The sequence below is a fragment of the Paracoccus sanguinis genome (assembly GCF_900106665.1).
GTDB classification, from domain to species: Bacteria; Pseudomonadota; Alphaproteobacteria; order Rhodobacterales; family Rhodobacteraceae; genus Paracoccus; species Paracoccus panacisoli.
The window spans coordinates 529397-550912 of sequence record NZ_FNNA01000001.1; the positions used below are offsets into that span (position 1 = coordinate 529397).

Genomic DNA, 21516 nt, shown 5'->3' on the forward strand with positions numbered 1-21516 from the left:
CCTTACCGATGGTAGTTCACGAAATAGATGATGACCATCAACGCCACGGTGGGCAACACGAACACCAGCGCAACGAGGCGGGCACGCAGCGTCCGCTCGAATCCCACCATCGAACGCCGCACGAAGACCCGGCGTTCCGGGCTGTCGCCGGCGCGGTCGGGGTGGCGGGCGTCCCACGTCTCCTCGAGCCGCTCGCGCTGCAGCGAGCGCAGGTAGAGCGAGATCAGCACGTAGAACAGCGCCTCGATGGCGATGAGGATGGCGGCAAGCCGGATGATGGCCATCAGCGTGCCGCCCCCCACGGCCCGGGCGCGGCGGCCCGCTCGGTCAGGTTCACGCGCGCGGGGCCTGCCGCACGGCCCCACGGGCCGGCTGGGGGCACCGCCGGGGCGCGGCGGTCGGGCGCGCCCGGCTCACCCATCCCCGGCTCGGGGCCGAACAGGGCCTCGCGCGTGCCCTCCTTGTCGATCTGGTATTCGCGGGCCAGCTGGTCGGCGACATAGCGCTGCTTGGCGGCGTCCCACGACTGGTAGCGGCGGTAGAACACCGGCTTGTTGAGGATGAAGAGCGCCCGCACGTCATGGGGCGCGAGTTCCGCGAGCAGCTGGTTCACCGCATCCCGCCACGGCCCGGCGGTGGCGCGCAGCGCGTAGAAATAGGCGGCGTTGCCCGAGTCGATCACCGGCCAGTCGCCCCCCGCCTCAACATAGCGCAGGATCGCCGAGAGGCCGCGCAGCTCGGCCGGCATCTCGGCCGGGTCGAGCCGCGCCGCCGCGCGCCGCAGCGCCGCCCGGCTGCCGTCGCCGGGGTCGATCCCCGCCCGCGTCGCGGCATCGACGAGGATGAAGTCGATCTTCTGGCGCAGCACCGCCGCGGTGTCTGCCCCCGGCGCCGAGGCGATCGGCTCGGCGAGGCTCGCGCGGGCGAGCCAGGCCGCGATCTCGTTGCGGTCGTCGAGCGTCATGCTGCGCACGCCCGGCAGCGCGACCCGCTGCGCGGGATCGGTGAACACCACCCCCGGCTCGCGCCCCGAGCGGATCACGTAGACGCCGCCGAACGCCGGGGTCCAGAAATCCGGCACGTCGAAGCTGGTGTGCGCCAGCCGCACCGGGTTGCGGGTCACGTCGCCGGATTTCTTCGCCTGCTCGATCATCTCGGCGATCAGCACGTCGTCCCACCAGGCGTCGGGCTGGCTGCGGAACCGCTCGATCATCGCAGTCAGGCGGTCGGCCTCGGCGACGTGGTTGCCGGTCGTGTCGGCGCTGATCCGCACCTTGCGGATGTCGAGAAGATCGGCCGGCGCCGCAACCTGCCAGACCTCGTCGTCGATCTCGCCCACCACGGCGTCGCGGGCGGTGAGGCTGAAGAGCTGGCTTTCGTTGTCGGCGATGAAGCGGCGCAGGATCGCGCGATAGACCGAGAGGTCCGCCGACAGCATCGGCGCGGTCTTCTGCTCGGTCGTGAGCAGGATGAACTGCCGGTTGCCGCCCTTGGGGTTGAGGTAGTCCAGATCGTCCAGCTCGTCCCCGATTTCGGGAGAGAGGCCGGTGAGGTCGATGTGGAATTCGGTCAGCTCGGTGGTCTTGCCGGTCAGCTTCTCCAGCGCGCGGTTGTAGAGCGCGACCCAGGCGGGGGAGTCTACCCGCAGGAGGTTTCCGAACATCAGGCCGCGTTCGATGAGGAGGTTCATGTCCGTGTCCTCGACAGGATCACGGCATTCCCGAGCGCACACGCCATGAGGATGCCTACCATGACAAATCCGCCCGCGAAGCTGGCGGCAGCCACGTCGTTCCCAAGGCAATGGCCCGGAGTGAAGGGCTCCTGCCAATACGCGCCGTGGCGCTCAAGGCTCGTGGCATACATCGTGAGCAACCCGGCGAACGCGATCGAGCCGGAGATAACCACGGACCAGCCGGCGCCGCGCGGCCGCACGAGGGTGGAGCCGGCGACGACCGCGAAGAGGATGGCAATCAAAATGGCGCGGCCCATCAGTGCCCCGCCCCCTCATACCGTCTCTTCGCCTCGGCCATCCGCTCCATCCCGCGCACCGTCTCGGCGATGGCGCTTTCGTCGGCCGTCTCGGCATAGCGCCATTCGCTGTCGGCGTAGCGGTTGATTTCCTGCACCACCATGGACGGGGTGATCGGCTGGCGCAGGGCGGCGATCATGTCGAGCTTCCGGTCATAGGGCTGGTGCAGAAACGGCTCGGGCGAGGTGAACCACTCGTCCGGCATCTCGAAATCCATCGCGCGGGTCTTGATCGCGTCGGTGATGTTCTTGACGGCGCGGCCGGTGAAGCGCGGCTCGGCCTCGGCGATGGCGTGCAGGTAGGTGCCGATCTCGGCCAGCGTGTCCACCGGGCCCAGCCGCGCCGACACCTTATCCCAGATCGCGGCCAGCGAGGCCTCGGCCGGGCGGACGTGGCCGGCATAGCCCTCGCGCACCGCGGTGCGGATTTCCTGCGCCTTCATCAGGTCGTGCTCGCCCACCGGGATGTTGTGGCGCTTGCCCAGCAGCAGGGCGAAAATGTCGATGTAGTCCTCGCGCGTCTTCGGGCCGTCGATCAGGAAGCGGGCGCCGGCGCGCTGGCGCAGGGCGTCGTCGATCGACTCGGCGTGGTTCGAGAACATCCCGAAGGTCGCGTTGCCGCGCACCACCGTCCCCGCGCCGGCGAAGGCATCCATGAGCACGGCGGTGATCTCCTGCTGGCCCGAGGAGGACTGCCGGTCTCCCCGCCGCCCCGCCACCTGGTCGATGTCGTCGATGGTGCCGAAGCCGATCACCGCGGGGTCGATCACGCTGTCGATGAACGCCCGCGCGTTCTGCCCCGACTTGCCCTGATAGCTGTCCACGTTGTCGATGCCGAGATTGGCATAGCGGAACGGGTAGCCCGCGACGGTGCAGTAGTTGTTGATCAGACCCGCCATCATCTGGATCAGCGTGGTCTTGCCGGTCCCCGGCCGCCCGTCGCCGAGGAAGGTGAAGATGAAGCCGCCGAGTTCCACGAACGGATTGAGCCGCCGCTCGAAATCGTAAGCGACCAGCATCCGGGACAGCCGCATCGCCTGATGCTTGGCGATGGCGTTGCCGACGACCTCTTCGGGACGCTTGAAGGCCATCTGCACGGGCTTGCCGCGGGCGCGGGTGGCCGGCGCGAAGCCCGCGATGGGCAGGTCGTCGGCCGCCACCCGCCAGCGGGCACCGGTGAAGGCCTGGGTGCGCGGCGCGGTCTCGGCGCGGGCGCGGACGGCGGCGGCGAGCGCCTCGGCGAAGGCGAGCGTGATCGCGGCCACCGCCTTGTCGTCGGGGGCAGCGGCCAGCTTCTGGTCCAGCTCCCACAGCGCGCCCTGCAGGGCGAGGTGGGGGGCGTCGGTCAGGATTTCCGAAACGCCGCCGATGTCGGGGCTCTCGGCGCCCGCGTGCTCGGCCAGCAGGAAGCCGGTGGCGTTCGCCAGCACCGACAGCACCGCGAGCGACTCGGCGGCCAGCATCTCCTTGAAGGCGCCGGCCTGCTCGGGCGGCAGGCGGTTTTCGAGGTTGGCGCGTTTCAACTCGGCCGCGCCCGAGCGGGCCGACACCTCGTCCCCCACGGCAAGCGCGATGGCGAGCGCCCGGCGCAGGGCACGCAGCACCGTTGCCGACAGCGCCGAGGGCAGGTCGTCGCCCCCCGCCCGCTCGATCCGCTCGACCAGCCGCACCGCGCCCGGGCGCTGCGTGGACAGCCCCGCCAGCCCCGGCGTGGTGGACCGGAAGCGCGAGGTCCGCGGGATGCCGGGCGAGCGTTCCGCCTCGGCCACCGGCACGGCCGTGGCGAGCCGGGGGGCATGGTCAAAGCCGGTCAGCAGGGAAAGTGCCTGCGGGTAGTGGGCGCGGACCTTCGCCTCGGGCAGCTCCATCTCGTCGCGGGTTTCCATCAGTTCACCCCCATCACCCGCCCGTCGGGCATCGGCACGTATTTGCGGATGCCCCGAAAGCCCGGCGGGTCGAGCCGCGCCAGCGCCTGATAGGGCCGCTGCGGGATGACCAGCAGCCGCTGCGCCGCGGTCAGCCCCTGCCCCATGCCATGCGTCTCGGCCGTGTCGATCCTGTAGACCTGCTTTTCGACGACGCTGAACAGCCCCGCGTTCTGCATTTCGACGCGGGCCGATTGCAGATCCTCGACCGCCATCGCCAGCGCCCAGTCCTCGCCGGCGCTCGCATGGGCATCCTCGAGCACCGACTTGATCGGCCCTTCCTGCACGGTGAACTCGCGCGAGTGGATCGGCCCCAGCGTCACCCGGCGCAGCCGCCACGGGTGCAGCGTGTCGAAATCCGCGTCGAACCCCTGCGCGATGGTCAGAAGCTGCAATGCCCCGACCGACTGCGCCAGCAGATGCGCCTGCGCCTCGGGCCAGCGCTTGGCGTCGTCGGGCAGCGGCCGGCGGCCGGTGTCGTCGCAGTCCATCAGATAGACGACCGGCAAGTTCTGGCGGCTGTCATAGACGCCCCAGTGGATCAGCCAGCGCCGCCGGTGCCCCTCTTGCCCCAGCCCCAGCGCCATCGGGTGCATCTGCGGCCAGAAGAGGCCCCCCGCCGCCAGCGCCTCGTAATACATCCGCTGCGAGAGCGCATATTGCAGCTTGTTCGGGTGCCGCAGGTCCGAGACGATCTCGCGGATCATGTCGTCCTTGATCGCCTCGGCGGTGGGGGTGCGGGCCAGTTGCTCGCCCGCCTGCGCGGCATCGGCGGCGGTCTGGGCGACCTCCTGCCAAATGGGGAAGCCCGAGTCGTGGATGTCGATCACCAGCCGGCGCGACAGCGGCCCCTCGACGCGCGAGGCGACGAGATACTTCATCGACAGCGCATCGACGCTAGCGAGCAGCGCCCGCAGGTAGCCCTGGATCACCTGCGTGTCGGTCGGGCCGAACACCCGGTCGCGCACCATCTCGGCCAGCGCCGGGGGCAGCGCCGCCGCCACCCGCCGCAGCTGCAGGAAATAGCCGCGCGCGATCAGGTCGTCCGCGATCTCGCGGTGGTCGGCAGAGAGGCCGGCGGCGGGATTGCTCACTTACGAGCCCGAATACAGGTTCTTGTCGTGCTTCTCGACGATCTCGCTGAACCGGCGGGCGAAGCGCTCGTCGGCCTTGGCCTTTTCCTCGAGCACCTTGCGGGCGAACACCATGTGCTCGCCGTGGGCTTCCAGCATGTCGGCCATCTTCTCGTTCGTCGCCGCCCCGATGCCGGCCATCGCGGTGGCGGCCTCCTGATCCGTCCTGACGCCGATCTCGTTGATGCGGTGGGCGATGTCCTGCTGCTGGGCGGTCTTCAGCGACTTGGTGAGCGCGTCATAAAGGACCACCCGCTGCTTGGTGTCGGTCTGCAGCTTGTTGATCAGCACCATCTGGGTCGCGGCCTGGTTCTGGAGGCTGTCCACCCAGGTCTTGCCCGACTCGATGTAGCGTTCGAGCGTCTGGCTGCGGGCGAGCGCCACCTGCTCGGCCTGAACCAGCTCGTTGTGGTCCTTGTTGGCGTTCGCCAGCTCGGTTTCCAGCTTGGTGCGGTCGCTCGGATCGACCGTGCTCGCCACCTTGTTCTCCAACTCGATCAGGCGCGGGTCCATCGCCTTGATCCGCTCGCGCAGGCTTTCGAGTTCCGCCACCGCCGCCTCGCGGTCGGCGAGCGTCTGGGTCAGGTTGCCCTCGACCTTCACCTGCTGGTCCTTGAGCAGCGCCAGCTGGTCCTGCAGCAGCCGGGTGATGACGTCGGACTTGGAAATGAGGTCCTGCAGCTTGTCGTCGATCGAGGCGTGGCGCAGCCGCTCCTGCCGCATCGACTCGGACTTGCCGCGGGCGAAGATGCCGACGAAGCTCTCCCACCCGGTCTTCGAGCGCATCTGCTCGAAATCCTTGGAAAACCCCGCCGTCACGTCGTCCAGACCCATGATCAGTTCGGCGATGTTGGCGTTCATCGCCTCGGTGTGCTTGTGCACGTCGGCCAGCGTCGCATTGGCGATGTCGAGCGAGGGGGCGTTCACCGCAGTATCCGTGCGCACCATCCGATCCAGCGTGGTGCCGATCTCGGTGATCTTCGATTGGGTGGCAGCCACCTCGCGCTGGCTGTCGATGATCTGCTGGTCGAGGCTGGCCATGCGGGAAGACTCCGTTCACTGGGGCGGCGCAAGTAACGCGCGGAAAACACGCGCATGGCAAGGGTGGTTCCGGGGACGGGCGCGGTCATTGCGCGCGCCCCGCCCCGCGCCTAGGGTCGGCGCATGGACCCGCTGCACCACGCCATCGCCGCCCGCCGCGACGCGCTGATCGCGCTGACGCAACAGCTCATCCGCATCCCCACGCTGAACCCGCCGGGGCGCCACTACCGCGACATCTGCGAGGCGATCGCCGCGCGGATGGAACCGCAGGGCTGGCGGTGCGAGATGATCCGCGCCCACGGCTCGCCCGGCGACAGCGAGGCCTATCCGCGCTGGAACGTGGTCTGCACCCATGACGCCGGGCGGCCCGGCGACACGGTGCATTTCAACAGCCATCACGACGTGGTCGAGGTCGGCCACGGCTGGACCCGGGACCCGTTCGGCGCCGAGTTCGTCGAAGACGAGGACCGCATCTACGGCCGCGGCGCCTGCGACATGAAGGGCGGCCTCGCCGCCAGCATCATCGCCGCCGAGGCCTACGTGGCGCTCAATCCCGACCACGCCGGGCGCATCCAGATCAGCGCCACCGCGGACGAGGAATCGGGCGGCTACGGGGGCGTCGCCTATCTGGCCGAGCACGGGCATTTCGCCGACGTCCAGCACGTCATCATCCCCGAGCCGCTGCACAAGGACCGCATCTGCCTCGGCCACCGCGGCGTCTGGTGGGCCGAGATCGAGACCCGCGGCCGCATCGCCCACGGCTCGATGCCGTTCCTCGGCGACTGCGCGGTGCGCCACATGGGCGCGGTGATCGACGAGATGGAGCGCACACTCTACCCCCTCCTCGCCGGCAAGCACACGGCGATGCCGGTGATCCCCGAGGGGGCGCGGTCCTCGACGCTGAACATCAACTCGATCCACGGCGGCGCGCGCGAGCCCGAGGACGGCTACACCGGCCTGCCGGCGCCTTGCGTCCCCGACCGGTGCCGGATCGTCATCGACCGCCGCTTCCTGATCGAGGAACAGCTGACCGAGGTGAAGGCCGAGGTCCGCCGCCTGCTGGAAAAGGTCAGGGCCGAGCGACCGAGCTTCTCCTACGAGATCCGCGACCTCTTCGAGGTGATCCCGTCGATGACCGACAAGGATGCGCCCGTGGTCCGCACCACCGCCGCGGCGATCGAGCGGGTGCTGGGCATCGAGGCGGGCTATGTCGTCAGCCCCGGCACCTACGACCAGAAGCACATCGACCGGATCGGCAAGCTGAAGAACTGCATCGCCTATGGACCGGGCGTGCTCGACCTCGCCCACCAGCCCGACGAGTGGATCGGGGTCGGCGACATGATGGACAGCGCCCGGGTGATGGCGCTGGTGCTGTCGGACCTGCTGGGGACGGATTCCCATTCCCCCGCGCCCGTGGCATGATCGCGGCGCAACCACCCCGAGGCGCCCCGATGGCCCGTCCGACGCAGAACCTGACCCAGTCCGCCGCGCGCCCTGCCGCGCGGGCCGGGCTGCCGGTCGGGTCGGTGGTGTTCTTCCTGCTCGCGCTGCTGCTCGGGCTCTACTTCGCCTTTGCCGCTGTGCAGGGGCCGTCCGGCATCCTGCGCCGGGTGCAGCTCGAAGCCGAGACCGCCGACCTCGTGGCCGAACGCGACCGGCTGACCGCGCAGGTGGCCGAGATGCGCAACCTGACCCGCCGGCTGTCGGACGACTACCTCGACCTCGACCTGCTGGACGAGCGCGCCCGCGACGTGCTGGGGCTGGTCCGGGCCGACGAGCTGATCGTCCGCTAGGCAGACGCGGGCCCGTGCGGACCCCGCGCCTGACCCCGCGTCACAAAACACCTTGCACCTGCCACGGGCCCGCGTCAGGAATGGTTCAACGTTGAACCACCTTGCCCGCACGGTCCTTTCCAGTTCCCCGGAGGAAACGCATGGCCCGAAAACCGCACCCGACCCCCGCCGCTGACACCCCCGCCCCGGACAGCGACAAGGCCCCCGCCGAGGCGCGGACCGACACCCCGGCCAACGTCTCACGCGACGATCTGCTCAAGTACTACCGCGAGATGCTGCTGATCCGCCGGTTCGAGGAAAAGGCCGGCCAGCTTTACGGCATGGGCCACATCGGCGGCTTCTGCCACCTCTACATCGGACAGGAAGCGGTGGTCGTCGGCCTCGAGGCGGCGGCGAAAGAGGGCGACAAGCGCATCACCTCGTACCGCGACCACGGCCACATGCTCGCCGCGGGCATGAGCGCGCGGGGGGTCATGGCCGAGCTGACGGGCCGCGAGGGGGGCTACTCGAAGGGCAAGGGCGGCTCGATGCACATGTTCTCGAAAGAGAAGCATTTCTACGGCGGCCACGGGATCGTCGGCGCGCAGGTGCCGCTGGGCGCGGGGCTTGCCTTCTCGGACAAGTACAAGGGCAACGACAACGTCACCTTCGTCTACTTCGGCGACGGCGCCTCGAACCAGGGGCAGGTCTACGAGACCTACAACATGGCCGAGCTGTGGGACCTGCCGGTCGTCTTCGTGATCGAGAACAACCAGTACGCCATGGGGACCAGCATGAAGCGGTCCACCAAGTCCACCACGCTCTATGGCCGCGGCGAGGCGTTCGGCATCCCGGGCGAGCAGGTGGACGGGATGGACGTGCTGGCCGTCAAGGCGGCGGGCGAAAAGGCGGTGGCGCACTGCCGGGCCGGCAAGGGACCCTATATCCTCGAGGTGATGACCTACCGCTACCGCGGCCACTCGATGTCGGACCCGGCGAAATACCGCACCCGCGAAGAGGTGCAGAAGATGCGCGACGAGCGCGACGCCATCGAGCACGTCCGCCAGCTTCTCTTGCAGGGCAAGCACGCGACTGAGGACGACCTCAAGGCGATCGACAAGGAAATCAAGGACATCGTGAACGACTCGGCCGAATTCGCCAAGGAGTCGCCCGAGCCGGCCGAGGCCGAGCTCTGGACCGACATCTACGCCGACGCCGACGTGTGAGGGGGAGAGACATGGCAACCGAGATCCTGATGCCCGCACTGTCCCCGACCATGGAGGAGGGGACGCTGGCCAAGTGGCTGGTGAAAGAGGGCGACACGGTGAAATCCGGCGACATCCTCGCCGAGATCGAGACCGACAAGGCCACGATGGAGTTCGAGGCCGTCGACGAGGGCACCATCGGCAAGCTGATGGTGGCCGAGGGCACCCAAGGGGTGAAGGTCAACACCCCCATCGCCCTGCTTCTGGACGAGGGCGAGGACGCCAGCACCGCCGCGGCGTCCGGCGGTTCTTCGGATAAGGCCTCCGCCAAGGCCTCCGACGCCGAACCGCCCGCCCGCGCGGGCGAGGGTGAGAACAGCCGCGACGAGGCGGGCGAGGCCCCCGACACCGCCCCCGCCGCGGCGAAATCCGCCGTCGAGGCGGTGGACACCCCCGAACCCGACGCCGAGCCCGACTGGCCCGAGGGCACCGAGGTCCGCCAGATGACCGTGCGCGAGGCGCTGCGCGAGGCGATGGCCGAAGAGATGGAGCGCGACGAGACCGTGTTCCTGATGGGCGAGGAGGTCGGCGAGTATCAGGGCGCCTACAAGATCAGCCAGGGCCTGCTCGAGCGGTTCGGCCCGCGCCGGATCGTGGACACCCCGATCAGCGAGATGGGCTTCGCCGGCATCGGCGTCGGCGCGGCCTTCGGCGGGCTGCGCCCCATCGTCGAGTTCATGACCTTCAACTTCGCCATGCAGGCGATCGACCACATCATCAACTCGGCGGCCAAGACGCTCTACATGTCCGGCGGCCAGATGGGCGCGCCGATGGTGTTCCGCGGCCCAAACGGCGCCGCCGCCCGCGTCGCGGCCCAGCACAGCCAGGACTTCGCCGCCTGGTATGCGGCCATCCCCGGCCTCAAGGTCGTCCAGCCCTACTCGGCCTCGGACGCCAAGGGCCTGCTCAAGACCGCGATCCGCGACCCGAACCCGGTGATCTTCCTCGAGAACGAGATCCTCTACGGCCGCAGCTTCGACGTGCCGGTGATGGACGACTTCACCATCCCCTTCGGCAAGGCCCGGATCGCCCGCAAGGGATCGGACGTGACCATCGTCAGCTTCGGCATCGGCATGGCCCACGCGCTCGAGGCCGCCGAGACGCTGGCCCAGGACGGGATCGAGGCCGAGGTGATCGACCTGCGCACGCTGCGCCCGCTCGACTACCCCACGGTCCTCAAGTCGGTGCAGAAGACCAACCGCTGCGTGACCGTCGAAGAGGGTTTCCCGGTCGGCTCGATCGGCAACCACCTGTCGGCCTGGCTGATGGAGAACGCCTTCGACTGGCTCGACGCGCCGGTGATCAACTGCACCGGCAAGGACGTGCCGATGCCCTACGCCGCGAACCTCGAACGCCTCGCCCTCGTGACCGCCGCCGAGGTGGTCGAGGCGGTGCGCAAAGTCACCCACCGGTAAGGAGCGCGCGACATGGCCACCGAGATCCTGATGCCCGCGCTGTCCCCGACGATGGAGGAGGGGACGCTCGCCAAATGGCTGGTGAAAGAGGGCGACACGGTCAAGTCCGGCGACATCCTCGCCGAGATCGAGACCGACAAGGCCACGATGGAGTTCGAGGCCGTGGACGAGGGCACCATCGGCAAGCTGATGGTGGCAGAGGGCACGCAAGGGGTGAAGGTCAACACCCCCATCGCGCTGCTGCTGGAGGAAGGCGAGGACGCCAGCGCCGCCGAGGCCGCCCCGTCGAAGCCCGCGGCCGCCAAGGCGGAGGCGCCGAAGGACGAGGCCAAGCCTGAGACGAAATCCGAGACCGCGAAACCCGACGCCGGCGCGGCGAAGCCCGCCGAGGCCCCGGCCCGCGGCAAGGGCGAGCGCATCTTCGCCTCGCCCCTCGCCCGCCGGATCGCCGCCGAGAAGGGCATCGACCTCGCCGGGCTGACCGGCTCGGGCCCCAAGGGCCGGATCGTCAAGGCCGACGTCGAGGGGGCCAAGCCCGGCGCGGCCCAGCCGGCCGCCCAGCCAGCCGCCGCGAGCCAACCCGCCGCAGCCAACGAGGCGCCGAAACCCGCCGCCGCACCGCAGGCCGCCCCCGCGGCCGCCCCGCAGGGGATGTCCTACGCCACCGTCGCCAAGATGCTCGAGGGCCGCGAGACCGAAGAGGTCGCGCTCGACGGGATGCGCCGCACCATCGCCGCGCGCCTGTCCGAGGCCAAGCAGACCATCCCGCATTTCTACCTGCGGCGGTCCGCCAAGCTCGACGCGCTGATGGAATTCCGCGGCACGCTCAACACCCAGCTCGAGGCGCGCAAGGTCAAGCTGTCGGTCAACGACTTCATCATCAAGGCCTGCGCGCTGGCCCTCCAGCAGGTGCCGGACGCCAACGCCGTCTGGGCCGGCGACCGGATCATCAAGCTGAAACCCTCGGACGTGGCGGTGGCCGTGGCGGTCGAGGGCGGGCTCTTCACCCCGGTCCTCAAGGACGCCGACAAGAAGACCCTCTCGGCCCTCTCGACCGAGATGAAGGACCTTGCCGCCCGCGCCAAGACCAAGAAGCTGGCCCCGCACGAGTATCAGGGCGGCAGCTTCGCCATCTCGAACCTCGGGATGTTCGGGATCGAGAACTTCGACGCGGTCATCAACCCGCCGCATGGCGCGATCCTCGCGGTCGGCGCCGGCATCCCGACCCCGGTGGTCGAGGACGGGCAGGTGGTCATCCGCAACATGATGTCGATGACGCTTTCGGTCGATCACCGCGTCATCGACGGCGCGCTCGGCGCGCAACTGCTCGAGGCGATCGTAACCCATCTCGAGAACCCGGTCGGGATGCTGGCCTGACCTCCCCCCACCGCAAACCCGAAGGGCTGCCCGCACCGGCAGCCCTTCTTTCTTGCCCAAATATCCTGGGGTGAGCGCCGCAGGCGCGAGGGGCGAAGCCCCTACTCGGCCGCCTCGCCCTTCGGCGCCCGGTTCAGCCCCACCATCCGCTGCGCGAAGCGCCCGAGCCGCCCCTGCCCGCCGTGCAGCAGCGAGAACAGCGACGGCACGAAGAGCAGCGACAGCAGCGTCGAGAGCAGCAGCCCGCCGATCACAGCAATCGCCATCGGGGCCCGGAACTCGGACCCCTCGGCGGTCGAGATGGCCGAGGGCACCATCCCCGCCGCCATGGCGATGGTCGTCATCACGATCGGCCGCGCCCGCTTGTGCACCGCGTCGAGGATCGCGTCGCGCTTGGCCGCGCCCGCGTCCATCGCGGCCAGCGCGAACTCGACCAGCATGATCGCGTTCTTGGTCACGATCCCCATCAGCATCAGGAAGCCGATCACCACCGGCATCCCGATCGCATAGCCGGTCAGGTACAGCGCGAACATCGCCCCGCCGATGGCCAGCGGCAGCGACAGCAGGATGGCGATCGGGGTGACGAAATTGTGGAAGAGCAGCACCAGCACGACATAGACGAGCAGGATCCCCGACCCCATCGCCGCCGCAAAGGCCGAGAACACCTCGCCCATGATCTCGGCGTCGCCGGCGGTCTGGAACTCGGTCCCCGGCGGCAGGGCAATCTTCCCCTGCAACGCCTTCACCTCGGCCGCCACCGGCCCGAGGATCGCCCCGTCCACCAGGTTCGCATCCACCGTCGTCCGGTAGCGGCGGTCATAGCGCGAGATCTCCGTCGCCCCGGCCGAGAAGCTGACGTCCGCCACCGCCGCCAGCGGCACCTGCCCCGCCTGCGAGGGCACGCGCAGGTTCCGCAGCTCCATCAGGTCGTTCCTCGCCTCGGCGTTCAGCCGCACGAGGATCGGGATCTGCTCGTCGCCGGCGTTGAACTTGGCAAGGTTCGCCTCGCTGTCGCCCAGCGTCGCCACCAGCAGCGTCTGCGCCATCGCGCTGGCCGAGACGCCGAGCTGGGCGGCCAGCTGGGTCTTGGGCGCGATCTGGATTTCCGGGCGCTGCAGGTTCGCCGACGAGGTCACGCTTTCCAGCGACGCCATCTTGCGCATCTCGGCCACCAGCAGGTTGGCGGCCTCGGCCGCGCCGTCCTCGGTGTCGCCCAGCACGCTGATGGTCAGGTCGTTGCCGCCCTGCTCGTTCTGGAAGTTCAGCCGCACGTCCGGGGTGCCGGCCAGCTCGTCCTTGAGCTGCGCCTCGATCTCGAACTGGCTGCGGTCGCGGTCCTCCTTGCGGCCGTAGTTGATCATCAGCCGCGACTTGGTCACCGAGTCGGTGCCGCCCATGACGAAGACCGACTGCACCTCGGGGATCTCGGCCACCCGCGCCGAGAGGCTGCGCGAGATCGCCTCGTTCGCGTCGATGGTGGCGCCGGGCGGCAGCTCGACCTGCACCTGGCTGCGGCCAACGTCACCCGCGGCGATGAACTCGGTCGGCAGCAGCGTGGCCGAGTAGATCGAGCCCGCGAACACCCCGAAGCCCATCAGCATGGTCAGGAAGCGGTGCCGCATGGTCCAGCGCAGCGTGCCCATCAGCCCGCGCATCACCCGCCCGTCCTCGGGCTCGTGCGCGCCGCCCGCGCCCCGCATGAAATACGCGGCGAGCATCGGGGTGATGATCCGCGCCACCAGCAGCGAGAACAGCACCGCCACCGCGACCGTCAGGCCGAACTGCTTGAAATACTGCCCGGCGATCCCGCCCATGAAGCTGACCGGCGCGAAGACGGCGACGATCGACATCGAGATGGCGATGACCGTGGTGCCGATCTCGGTCGCGGCATCCTCGGCGGCCTGATAGGGGTCGACGCCCATGTGGATGTGGCGGACCACGTTCTCGATCTCGACGATGGCATCGTCGACGAGGATGCCAGTGACCAGCGTGATCCCCAGCAGGCTGATGCCGTTGAGCGTGAACCCCAGCATGTCCATCACGAAGAACGTGGGGATCACCGACAGCGGCAGAGAGATCGCGGCGATCAGCGTCGCGCGCCAGTTGCGCAGGAACAGCATGACGACGATCACCGCGAGCGCCGCGCCCTCGTAGAGCGTCTCCATCGCGTTGTGATAGGACTGCGAGGTGTAGGTCGTGGCGTCGTCGATGAGCGTGATGCGCAGGTTCGGATGCTGGGCGCCGATCTCGGCGAGCCGCGCCTTGGCGCCGTCGCCCGCCACCAGGTCGGACTTGCCGGTGGCGCGATAGACCCCGAAGGCCACCACCGGCCGCCCGTCCAAGAGCGCGAAGCTGCGCTCTTCGCTCGGCCCGTCGATCACCGTGCCGAGCTGGTCCAGCCGCACCGTCCGCCCGCCCGCGCCCAGCGAGATCGGGGTTGCCGAAAGCTGCGCCACCGTGTCGGCCGAACCCAGCGTGCGGATCGAGTATTCCGTCCCGGCAAGGTCGCCGCGCCCGCCGCCCATGTTGATGTTCTTGGCCCGCAGCTCCTGGCTGACACCGGCGGCGGTCAGGCCCAGGGCCAGCAGCCGGTCGGGGTCCAGCGCCACCTCGATCTGCCGGTCGGCGCCGCCGATGCGGCTGACCTGCCCCACCCCGTCCACGGTCGAAAGCTGGCGGCCGATCACGTCCTCGACGAACTTCGACAGCTCCTCGATCGAGCGAGTCGGGTCGCTGACCGCATAGGTCAGGATCGGCATCCCGGTCACGTCGAGCCGCCGCACCAGCGGCTCGGTGATCCCCTCGGGCAGGTCCGAGCGGACGCTCGCCACCGCGTCCTTGATGTCGTTCAGCGCCCGGTCGCTGTCGGTCTCGAGCGTGAACTCGACGGTCACGCTGGCTGCCGAATCGCCGGCGGTCGAAGTCATGTGCCGCACGCCGGTGACGTTGGCGATGGCGTCCTCGATCGGCTTGACGACCTGGCTCGTCAGCTCGGACGGCGCGGCGCCGGGCTGGCCGACGCTGACCGAGATGATCGGCAGGTCGATGTTCGGCATCGCCGTGACCGGCAGGTTCAGGAAGCTGTAGATGCCGACGATGATGAGGACGAGGAAGATCGCGATCGGCGGGACGGGATGGCGGATGGACCAGGTCGAGAGGTTCATGGCCGCGCCTCGCCCGAGGTCGGGGGCGTGCCCGCGGCGACCGCCGGGGTGACCGCCTGCGCTGCTGCGGCGGGTGCCGGGGCCGCGGGGTCGGCCGGCGCGGGGGTTGGGGCCGCCGGGGCCGCGGGCGCCGCCTCGGCCGGCGTCTCGACCAGGGACACCGCGTCGCCGGTGGCGAAGAACGCCCCGGCCCGCGCGATCACCGTCTCGCCCACAGAGAGCCCCTCGAGCACCTCGCGCCGCCCCTGCCACAAGAGCCCGGCGTTCACGGGGCGGGATTCCACCACGCCGCCCGCGACCACCTGCACCCGGTCGCCGCGGTCGTCCGACAGCACCGCCGTTGCGGGCACGGTCAGTGAGCGGCGGCGCAGCGTCACGATGTCGCCGCTGGCAAAGAGCCCGGTCAGCAGCCGGTCGTCGTCGGGCAGCGCCACCCGGACGAGGCCGAGGCGCGTGACCGGATCGACGGCGGCAGGCAGCTGCCGCACCTCGCCACCGACCGGGCCGACGCCCGCCACGTTCAACTGCGTCTCCTGCCCGATCTTCAGCTCGGGCAGCGCGGCCTCGATCACCTCGCCCTCGAACTCGACACTGCCATCGGCGATCAGCGTGAACATCGGCTCGCCCGCCGGGCTAGCGATGCCGCCGAGCTGCGCGGCCCGCGCCGTCACCCGCCCGTCCACCGGGGCCACGATCCGCGTCCGGTCGAGGTTCAACTGCGCGAGGTCCAGCGCCGCCTGCGCCTGCGCGCGGCTCGCCTCGGCCACCGCCAGCCCGTCGCGGGCCGAGGCCGCCGCCGCCTGCGCCGCCGCCTCGGCGGCCTCGGCCTGGTCGAGCGCCGCCTGCGTGCCCGAGCCCGAGCGGCGCAGCGACCGGGCGCGGTCGCCCGCGGCCACGGCCTGGCGCTGCGCGGCCTCGGTGCTGGCGATCTGGCTTTGGGCCTGGCTGACGCCCGCCACGGCGCGCTGCAGCTCGGCCTGCGCCTGCGCGAGCTGCGCCGACAGCGTGGCATCGGCCAGCCGCGCGAGTTCCTGCCCCTTCTCGACCCGGTCGCCGGCCTCCGCCCCGAGCGCCACGATCTCGAACCCCGAGACCTGCGGATAGACCTGCACGATCTGCCGCGCGACGAGCGTCCCGCTGAGCGGCACCCGCGCCTCGACGTCGGCCATCTCGGCCACCGCGGCGGTCACCGTGGGGGCAGTGGCGGCGCCCTGCGGGGCGGCGGGGGCGTCGGCGGCCCGCGCGGGAACGGCCCCCGTCATCGCGGCGGCGGCCACCATCAGCGCGGTCAGGATCGGCGGCAGGCGCATCGGACGGCATCCCCGGTCTTCTGCCCGGATGGCCCATGCCCCCGGGGTCGGACCGTCACGACGGCCCTGCCGGCCCCGCGGCGGGGCCGGATCAGGCTTCTCACATAGCTTTCCTTGGCCTCGACAACAATGCACCAGCCCGTGCGCGGCCCGCTTACAGCCGGATGCTCGTCACCCCCGGCAGCCGCAGCTCACCCAGCAGGTCGCGCAGCTCTTGCCGGGCCGCGACGTTCGAGAGCGACAGCGCCTGCGTGCCCACGTCGCGCAGGTCCAGCAGCGTCAGCCCGCGCGGGAAGAGCTCGCGGAACACCACCCGCTCGGCAAACCCCGCGGCGACCCGGAAGCCGATCCGCCGCGACAGCCGGTCCAGCGCCTCGCCGACCTTGCGCTTGTTGTGCATCTCGGTCGTGCCGAGCCGGTTCCTGAGCACGATCCAGTCGATCGGCCCCGCGCCCGCCTGGCCGCGCAACTGCCGCGCTGACCAGACCATCTCGGCATAGATCGAGGGGCCCAGCACCTCGCCCTCGGGCGACATCCGCGCCAGCAGGTCGAAGTCGATGAAGCTGTCATTGAGCGGCGTCACCAGCGTGTCGGCCAGCGTGTGGGCCATCTGGCTCAGCTTGGTGTGCGAGCCGGGGCAGTCGATGACGATGAAATCCTGCCGCGCGTCCATCTCGCCCAGCACGTCGGACAGGGGATCGGCGCTGTCGCGGGGCAGCTCGGCCAGCGCCGGCGTCGGCAGCGCCAGCCCCTCGCGCGCCATGAACGCGGCGCGGTTCTCGAGGTACCGCCCGAAGCTGCGCTGCCGCACGTCGAGATCGAGCGCGCCGACCCGGTGCCCCATCCGCGCCAGCGCGGTGGCGACGTGCATCGAGGTCGTGGACTTGCCCGAGCCGCCCTTTTCGTTGCCCACGACGATGATATGCGTCACGAATCGCCCCTGATGCCTCTCGGCCGCAGGCTAACCGCCCCGTCCGGCGGTGTCAGGCCGCGGCCGGCAATCAGTTGTGGACAAAGAGCCCGTTGACCAACCTCGCGGCCCGACACATATTCCCCGCGAAGAATATGAACAGGAGGCACCCATGCCCCCCTCTGCCCCCCGCACGCCCATCGTCAAGCCGTTCTTCGACCGCCCGACCGGCAGTCTGCAGTACGTCTTCCACGATCCCGAGACGATGCACGGTGCGATCGTCGATCCGGTCTGGAACTTCTGCCCCCGCGCGGCCCGGACCTGGACCGCGGACGCCGACCGCATCCTCGCCTATGTCCGCGAGATGGGGATCACGGTGGACTGGGTGCTCGACACCCACCCCCATGCGGATCACCTGTCGGCGGCCGTCTATCTCTCCGAGCAGCTCGGCGGGGTGCCGCGCGGCATCGGCGCCAAGGTGACCGAGATCCAGGCGCTGTGGCGCGAGATCTACAACGACGACACGCTGCCGCAAGACACGAGCCCCTGGGACCGGGTGTTCGAGGACGGCGACGAGTTCATGGTCGGGTCGATCCCGGTGCGGGTGATGCTGTCGCCCGGCCACACGCTCGCCTCGGTCACCTATGTCGCGGGCGACGCGGCCTTCGTGCACGACACGCTGATGATGCCCCCCTCGGGCAGCAGCCGCGCCGATTTCCCGGGCGGCAGCGCCGAGGTGCTGTGGCGCTCGATCCGCGCGATCCTCGACCTGCCGGCCGAGACGCGGCTCTTCATCGGCCACGACTACCCCGAGGGCGGCGACGCGCCGCGCTACATGGCGACGGTGGCCGAGCACCGGCTGACCAACCAGCACGTCAAGGACGGGGTGCAGGCGGCCGAGTTCATCGCCCTGCGCGAGGCCCGCGACCGGACCCTGTCGCTGCCCGTCCAGATCCTGCACGCGCTGCAGGTGAACCTGCGCGGCGGCCGCCTGCCCCCGGCCGAGGACGACGGGCGGTCGTATTTCAAGATCCCCGCGAACTACTTCGACCGCCCCAAGGGCTGAGGCCGGAAACGCAGAACGCCGCCCCGAGGGGCGGCGTTCGCAATCGGTGCGAGGGGGAAAGGGCTCAGAAGCCCAGGCCCGCGTATTTGTTCTTGAAGCGCGAGACGCGCCCCCCGGTGTCCATCAGCTTCGCCGAGCCGCCGGTCCAGGCCGGGTGCGACGTGGGGTCGATGTCGAGCGACATGGTGTCGCCCTCTTTGCCCCAGGTCGAGCGGGTCTGATAGGTGGTGCCATCCGTCATCTTGACGGTGATCATGTGGTATTCGGGATGGGTTTCGGCTTTCATCGCGGCACCTCAGGCGTTCGGGTTGGCGTCGGCCTTGGGGGCCTTCGGCTTGTAGTTCTGCACTTCGGCGATCCGGGCCGATTTGCCGCGGCGATCACGCAGGTAGTACAGCTTGGCACGGCGCACGCGGCCGCGGCGGACGACCTCGATCGACTCGATGTTGGTCGAGTAGAGCGGGAAGACGCGCTCGACGCCCTCGCCGAACGAGATCTTGCGCACGGTGAACGAGGCGCCCAGCGTCTCGCCGCCCTTGCGGCTGATGCACACGCCCTCATAGTTCTGGACGCGGCTCCGGGTGCCCTCGGTCACCTTGAAGCCGACGCGCACGGTGTCGCCGGCCTTGAAATCCGGGATGGTCTTGCCGAGGGCCGCGATCTGTTCGGCCTCGATTTCAGCGATCAGGTTCATCGCCCTGGTCCTTTCGTTGCTCGCGGCGGTCCCGCGATTGGTGTGATGCGCCCGAGAGCTGCCGGTCCTTAGCCGAGTCCCCACCGTCGAGATGGGCCCGCCACAGATCGGGGCGACGTTCCTTGGTCAGCCTTGCGGCCTCGTCCGCCCGCCATTGCGAAATGGCCGCGTGATGGCCGGAGAGCAGAATCTCCGGTATCCTGCGGCCTTCCCATTCGGCGGGCTTCGTGTACTGCGGATGTTCAAGCAGGCCGGAGGAAAAGGATTCCTCGGCCAGGGACGCCTGATTCCCCAGCACGCGCGGTATAAGGCGGACGGTCGCATCGATCAAGACCTGCGCGGCCAGCTCTCCGCCGGTCAGGACATAGTCGCCGATGCTGATCTCCTCGATCCCGCGGGCGTCGAGGATGCGCTGGTCCACCCCCTCGAAGCGCCCGCAGATCAGCGTGACGCCGGGGCCTTCGGCCAGCGCCCGGGCCCGCGCCTGCGTCAGCGGCGCCCCGCGCGGCGAGAGATAGACCACCGGCAGCCCCGGCGGGGTCCGGTCGAGCGCCGCGGCCAGCACGTCGGCGCGGATCACCATGCCCGCCCCGCCGCCCGCGGGGGTGTCGTCCACGTTGCGGTGCCGGCCGATGCCGTGCTCGCGCAGGGCGACGGTCTCGAGCCGCCACAGCCCCTCGGACAGCGCCTTGCCGGTCAGCGAGAGGCCGAGGACGCCGGGGAACGCCTCGGGGAACAGCGTCACGACATGGGCGGTCCAGGCGCCGGCGACCTCGGGCGGTTCCATCAGGTCGCGCGGGCGGACGCTGGCGCGGATGGCCACGCGGCCGTGCGAGCGGGGGGTGGCGGGCGCCTCGGCGGTCACGGCCGCGGCCCCTCGTCATCGTCGCGGGTCAGGCGGCCCGCGTCGTCCAGCATCCCGTTCACCGCCGCGTCGCGGCGCGCGGACCAGAGCTGCACCGAGAGCCCCGTCCCCGCCAGCGCCAGCAGCACCGGCGGCAGCGCCCCCCAGCGCGGGGTCCAGCCGGTCGCGCGGGACACCCAGAGGCCGAGGCCCCAGAGCGCGCCCGCGACGACCGCGTTGACCGCGACGCCCAGCGCCGGGATCGCCGGGTGGGACCAGCGCGCGGGGTCGGTGGTCAGCATATAGCGGGCGGCAAAGATCGCCGCGAAGAGGCCCACGCTGTAGCCCCCGGCCCCGCCCAGCCCGGCAAGGAAAGGCGTCGCCAGCACCACGAAGCCGGCCAGCATCAGCAGCCGCAGGCGGGTGGCGAGGGGGGCGAGCGGGTCGCTCATTCGTCGCTCTCGGGCGGGTCGGCGACGATGCGGCGGGCGCTCAGGTCCACGGTCGGCACCGCCGCGCGGGTGAAGGGCACCAGCAGCGTGCCGGATTGTCCATGAATCTCAAGGATGTCACCCGCGCCGTGGTCGTGGATCGCCCGCACCCGGCCGAGGCTCGCGCCGCCGGTATCGACCACCTCGAGCCCGATCAGGTCGGCGTGGTAGAACTCGTCATCGCCCAACGCCGGCAGGGCCGCGCGGTCGGCCCAGAGGGTCACGCCCCGCAGCGCATCGGCCTGTTCCTTGGTCTCGACGCCCGAGAGCCGCGCCCCGAGCCCGCCGTTCACCGGCCGGGTCAGGGTCACGGCAAAGCGCCGGGCGCCGTCCTCGGTGGTCAGCGTCCCGTAGGTGGCGATGTCCTCGGCGGTCGTGCAGAAGCTCTTGAGCCGCACCTCGCCGCGGACGCCGAAGGCCCCGGCGATGGCGCCCACGCAGGTCTTGTCGGTCATGGCGAACGCCCCTCGTGCTCAGGGAAAGCTCTGGAAAAGCAAATCGTTGCGGCCCCTTGGACCGCAGCGGCGCAGGGCGGGCGGCAGGCCTGTGCGCGCCCCGCGCCGTTGCTGTGCGGCCCGCGCTCGGGGGTGGTCCCCCGGCGCGGGCCGGACGGATCACTCGTCGGCCTTGGCGGCGTCGGCGGCAGCCTCGTCGGCAACCTCGACCGAGGTTTCCTCGGCGGCGGCGGCGGGGGCGTTCTTCGCCTCTTCCGCGGCGGCGCGGGCGGCTTCCTCGCGGTCGGCGCGCTTCTTCGCGCGCTCTTGCGCGGCCTTGCCGGGCTCACCCTTCTTGGGGTTGGCGCGGTCGGATTTCTCTTTCACGCCAGCGGCTTCGAGGAAGCGGGCCACGCGGTCGGTGGGCTGGGCGCCCTGCGACAGCCAGTGCTGCACACGCTCCATGTCCATCTTGATGCGGTCCTCGCTGTCCTTGGGCAGCAGCGGGTTGTAGGTGCCCAGCTTCTCGAGGAAGCGGCCGTCGCGCGGCATCCGGCTGTCCGAGGCGACGATCGAGTAGTGGGGGCGTTTCTTGGACCCGCCGCGGGCGAGCCGGATCTTCATAGCCATGAGGTATCTCCTTGGTA

21 protein-coding genes are annotated in these 21516 nt (G+C 70.3%); 6 read left to right on the forward strand and 15 right to left on the reverse strand.

Annotation, left to right across the window (positions count from 1 at the left end):
- Positions 1–2 precede the first annotated feature (2 nt).
- The 6 genes from BLW17_RS02620 to BLW17_RS02645 are packed head-to-tail and all read right to left on the reverse strand — an operon-like array spanning position 3 to position 6127.
- A complete protein-coding gene (locus tag BLW17_RS02620) occupies positions 3–284 on the reverse strand; it encodes a hypothetical protein (RefSeq protein WP_231572725.1) in 282 nt (93 codons plus the stop codon).
- Positions 284–1690, reverse strand: coding sequence for a DUF6638 family protein (locus BLW17_RS02625; RefSeq protein WP_036731688.1), 1407 nt, complete (start codon positions 1688–1690; stop codon positions 284–286). The genes BLW17_RS02620 and BLW17_RS02625 overlap by 1 nt, the downstream gene beginning before the upstream one ends.
- A complete protein-coding gene (locus BLW17_RS02630) occupies positions 1687–1989 on the reverse strand; it encodes a hypothetical protein (RefSeq protein WP_036731686.1) in 303 nt (100 codons plus the stop codon). Before BLW17_RS02630 ends, BLW17_RS02625 begins: the two co-directional genes overlap by 4 nt.
- The gene (locus BLW17_RS02635; RefSeq protein ID WP_036731684.1) at positions 1989–3914 is read right to left on the reverse strand and encodes an AAA family ATPase; all 1926 of its coding nucleotides are present in this window, start codon (positions 3912–3914) and stop codon (positions 1989–1991) included. Before BLW17_RS02635 ends, BLW17_RS02630 begins: the two co-directional genes overlap by 1 nt.
- Positions 3914–5047: a hypothetical protein gene (locus BLW17_RS02640; protein WP_036731683.1), complete on the reverse strand. Its 1134-nt coding sequence runs from the start codon at positions 5045–5047 to the stop codon at positions 3914–3916. Before BLW17_RS02640 ends, BLW17_RS02635 begins: the two co-directional genes overlap by 1 nt.
- The gene (locus BLW17_RS02645) at positions 5048–6127 is read right to left on the reverse strand and encodes a hypothetical protein (RefSeq protein ID WP_036731681.1); all 1080 of its coding nucleotides are present in this window, start codon (positions 6125–6127) and stop codon (positions 5048–5050) included.
- A 123-nt stretch (positions 6128–6250) separates the two neighbouring features.
- On the opposite strand from BLW17_RS02645, the gene BLW17_RS02650 reads away from it, so the two are divergent.
- The 5 genes from BLW17_RS02650 (at position 6251) to BLW17_RS02670 (ending at position 11956) form a co-directional block, all read left to right on the forward strand.
- Positions 6251–7549 carry an acetylornithine deacetylase/succinyl-diaminopimelate desuccinylase family protein gene (locus tag BLW17_RS02650; protein ID WP_036731678.1) on the forward strand — a complete coding sequence of 433 codons (1299 nt, stop codon included), beginning with the start codon at positions 6251–6253 and terminating at the stop codon, positions 7547–7549.
- A 29-nt stretch (positions 7550–7578) separates the two neighbouring features.
- Positions 7579–7920, forward strand: a complete 342-nt coding sequence (locus BLW17_RS02655; RefSeq protein WP_052171963.1) for an FtsB family cell division protein — start codon at positions 7579–7581, stop codon at positions 7918–7920.
- A gap of 140 nt (positions 7921–8060) precedes the next feature.
- Complete coding sequence (gene pdhA, locus BLW17_RS02660; RefSeq protein ID WP_170835571.1) at positions 8061–9125, forward strand: pyruvate dehydrogenase (acetyl-transferring) E1 component subunit alpha; 1065 nt, start codon at positions 8061–8063, stop codon at positions 9123–9125.
- A gap of 11 nt (positions 9126–9136) precedes the next feature.
- Positions 9137–10579 (forward strand): pyruvate dehydrogenase complex E1 component subunit beta, encoded by a 1443-nt coding sequence (locus BLW17_RS02665; protein WP_036731676.1) that lies wholly within the window; start codon positions 9137–9139, stop codon positions 10577–10579.
- Between the two features lie 12 nt (positions 10580–10591).
- Positions 10592–11956: a pyruvate dehydrogenase complex dihydrolipoamide acetyltransferase gene (locus tag BLW17_RS02670; protein WP_036731674.1), complete on the forward strand. Its 1365-nt coding sequence runs from the start codon at positions 10592–10594 to the stop codon at positions 11954–11956.
- A gap of 101 nt (positions 11957–12057) precedes the next feature.
- Here the strand turns inward: BLW17_RS02670 and BLW17_RS02675 are convergent, their stop codons facing one another.
- The 3 genes from BLW17_RS02675 to BLW17_RS02685 form a co-directional block, all read right to left on the reverse strand.
- Positions 12058–15120 (reverse strand): efflux RND transporter permease subunit, encoded by a 3063-nt coding sequence (locus BLW17_RS02675; protein ID WP_036731672.1) that lies wholly within the window; start codon positions 15118–15120, stop codon positions 12058–12060.
- A complete protein-coding gene (locus tag BLW17_RS02680) occupies positions 15117–16430 on the reverse strand; it encodes an efflux RND transporter periplasmic adaptor subunit (RefSeq protein ID WP_074826038.1) in 1314 nt (437 codons plus the stop codon). The genes BLW17_RS02675 and BLW17_RS02680 overlap by 4 nt, the downstream gene beginning before the upstream one ends.
- Before the next feature lie 154 nt (positions 16431–16584).
- A complete protein-coding gene (locus tag BLW17_RS02685) occupies positions 16585–17361 on the reverse strand; it encodes a division plane positioning ATPase MipZ (RefSeq protein ID WP_036734685.1) in 777 nt (258 codons plus the stop codon).
- 151 nt (positions 17362–17512) lie between these two features.
- Between BLW17_RS02685 and BLW17_RS02690 the strand changes: the two genes are divergently transcribed.
- Entirely contained in the window at positions 17513–18406 is an 894-nt protein-coding gene (locus tag BLW17_RS02690) for an MBL fold metallo-hydrolase (protein ID WP_036734682.1), read from the forward strand.
- Between the two features lie 64 nt (positions 18407–18470).
- Here BLW17_RS02690 and rpmE read toward each other — a convergent pair whose 3' ends face one another.
- From rpmE to rpsP, 6 genes are all read right to left on the reverse strand, one after another.
- A complete protein-coding gene (rpmE, locus tag BLW17_RS02695; RefSeq protein ID WP_036702784.1) occupies positions 18471–18692 on the reverse strand; it encodes a 50S ribosomal protein L31 in 222 nt (73 codons plus the stop codon).
- Positions 18693–18701: 9 nt separating this feature from the next.
- Complete coding sequence (gene rplS / locus BLW17_RS02700) at positions 18702–19100, reverse strand: 50S ribosomal protein L19 (RefSeq protein ID WP_036702785.1); 399 nt, start codon at positions 19098–19100, stop codon at positions 18702–18704.
- Positions 19084–19887 carry a tRNA (guanosine(37)-N1)-methyltransferase TrmD gene (gene trmD, locus BLW17_RS02705; RefSeq protein WP_081969174.1) on the reverse strand — a complete coding sequence of 268 codons (804 nt, stop codon included), beginning with the start codon at positions 19885–19887 and terminating at the stop codon, positions 19084–19086. The genes rplS and trmD overlap by 17 nt, the downstream gene beginning before the upstream one ends.
- Positions 19888–19961: 74 nt before the next feature.
- Positions 19962–20396: a hypothetical protein gene (locus BLW17_RS02710; protein WP_036734676.1), complete on the reverse strand. Its 435-nt coding sequence runs from the start codon at positions 20394–20396 to the stop codon at positions 19962–19964.
- Positions 20393–20890, reverse strand: coding sequence for a ribosome maturation factor RimM (rimM, locus tag BLW17_RS02715; protein ID WP_036702789.1), 498 nt, complete (start codon positions 20888–20890; stop codon positions 20393–20395). Before rimM ends, BLW17_RS02710 begins: the two co-directional genes overlap by 4 nt.
- A gap of 159 nt (positions 20891–21049) precedes the next feature.
- On the reverse strand, positions 21050–21499 hold the full coding sequence (rpsP, locus tag BLW17_RS02720) for a 30S ribosomal protein S16 (RefSeq protein WP_036734673.1): 450 nt from the start codon (positions 21497–21499) through the stop codon (positions 21050–21052).
- Positions 21500–21516: the final 17 nt, after the last annotated feature.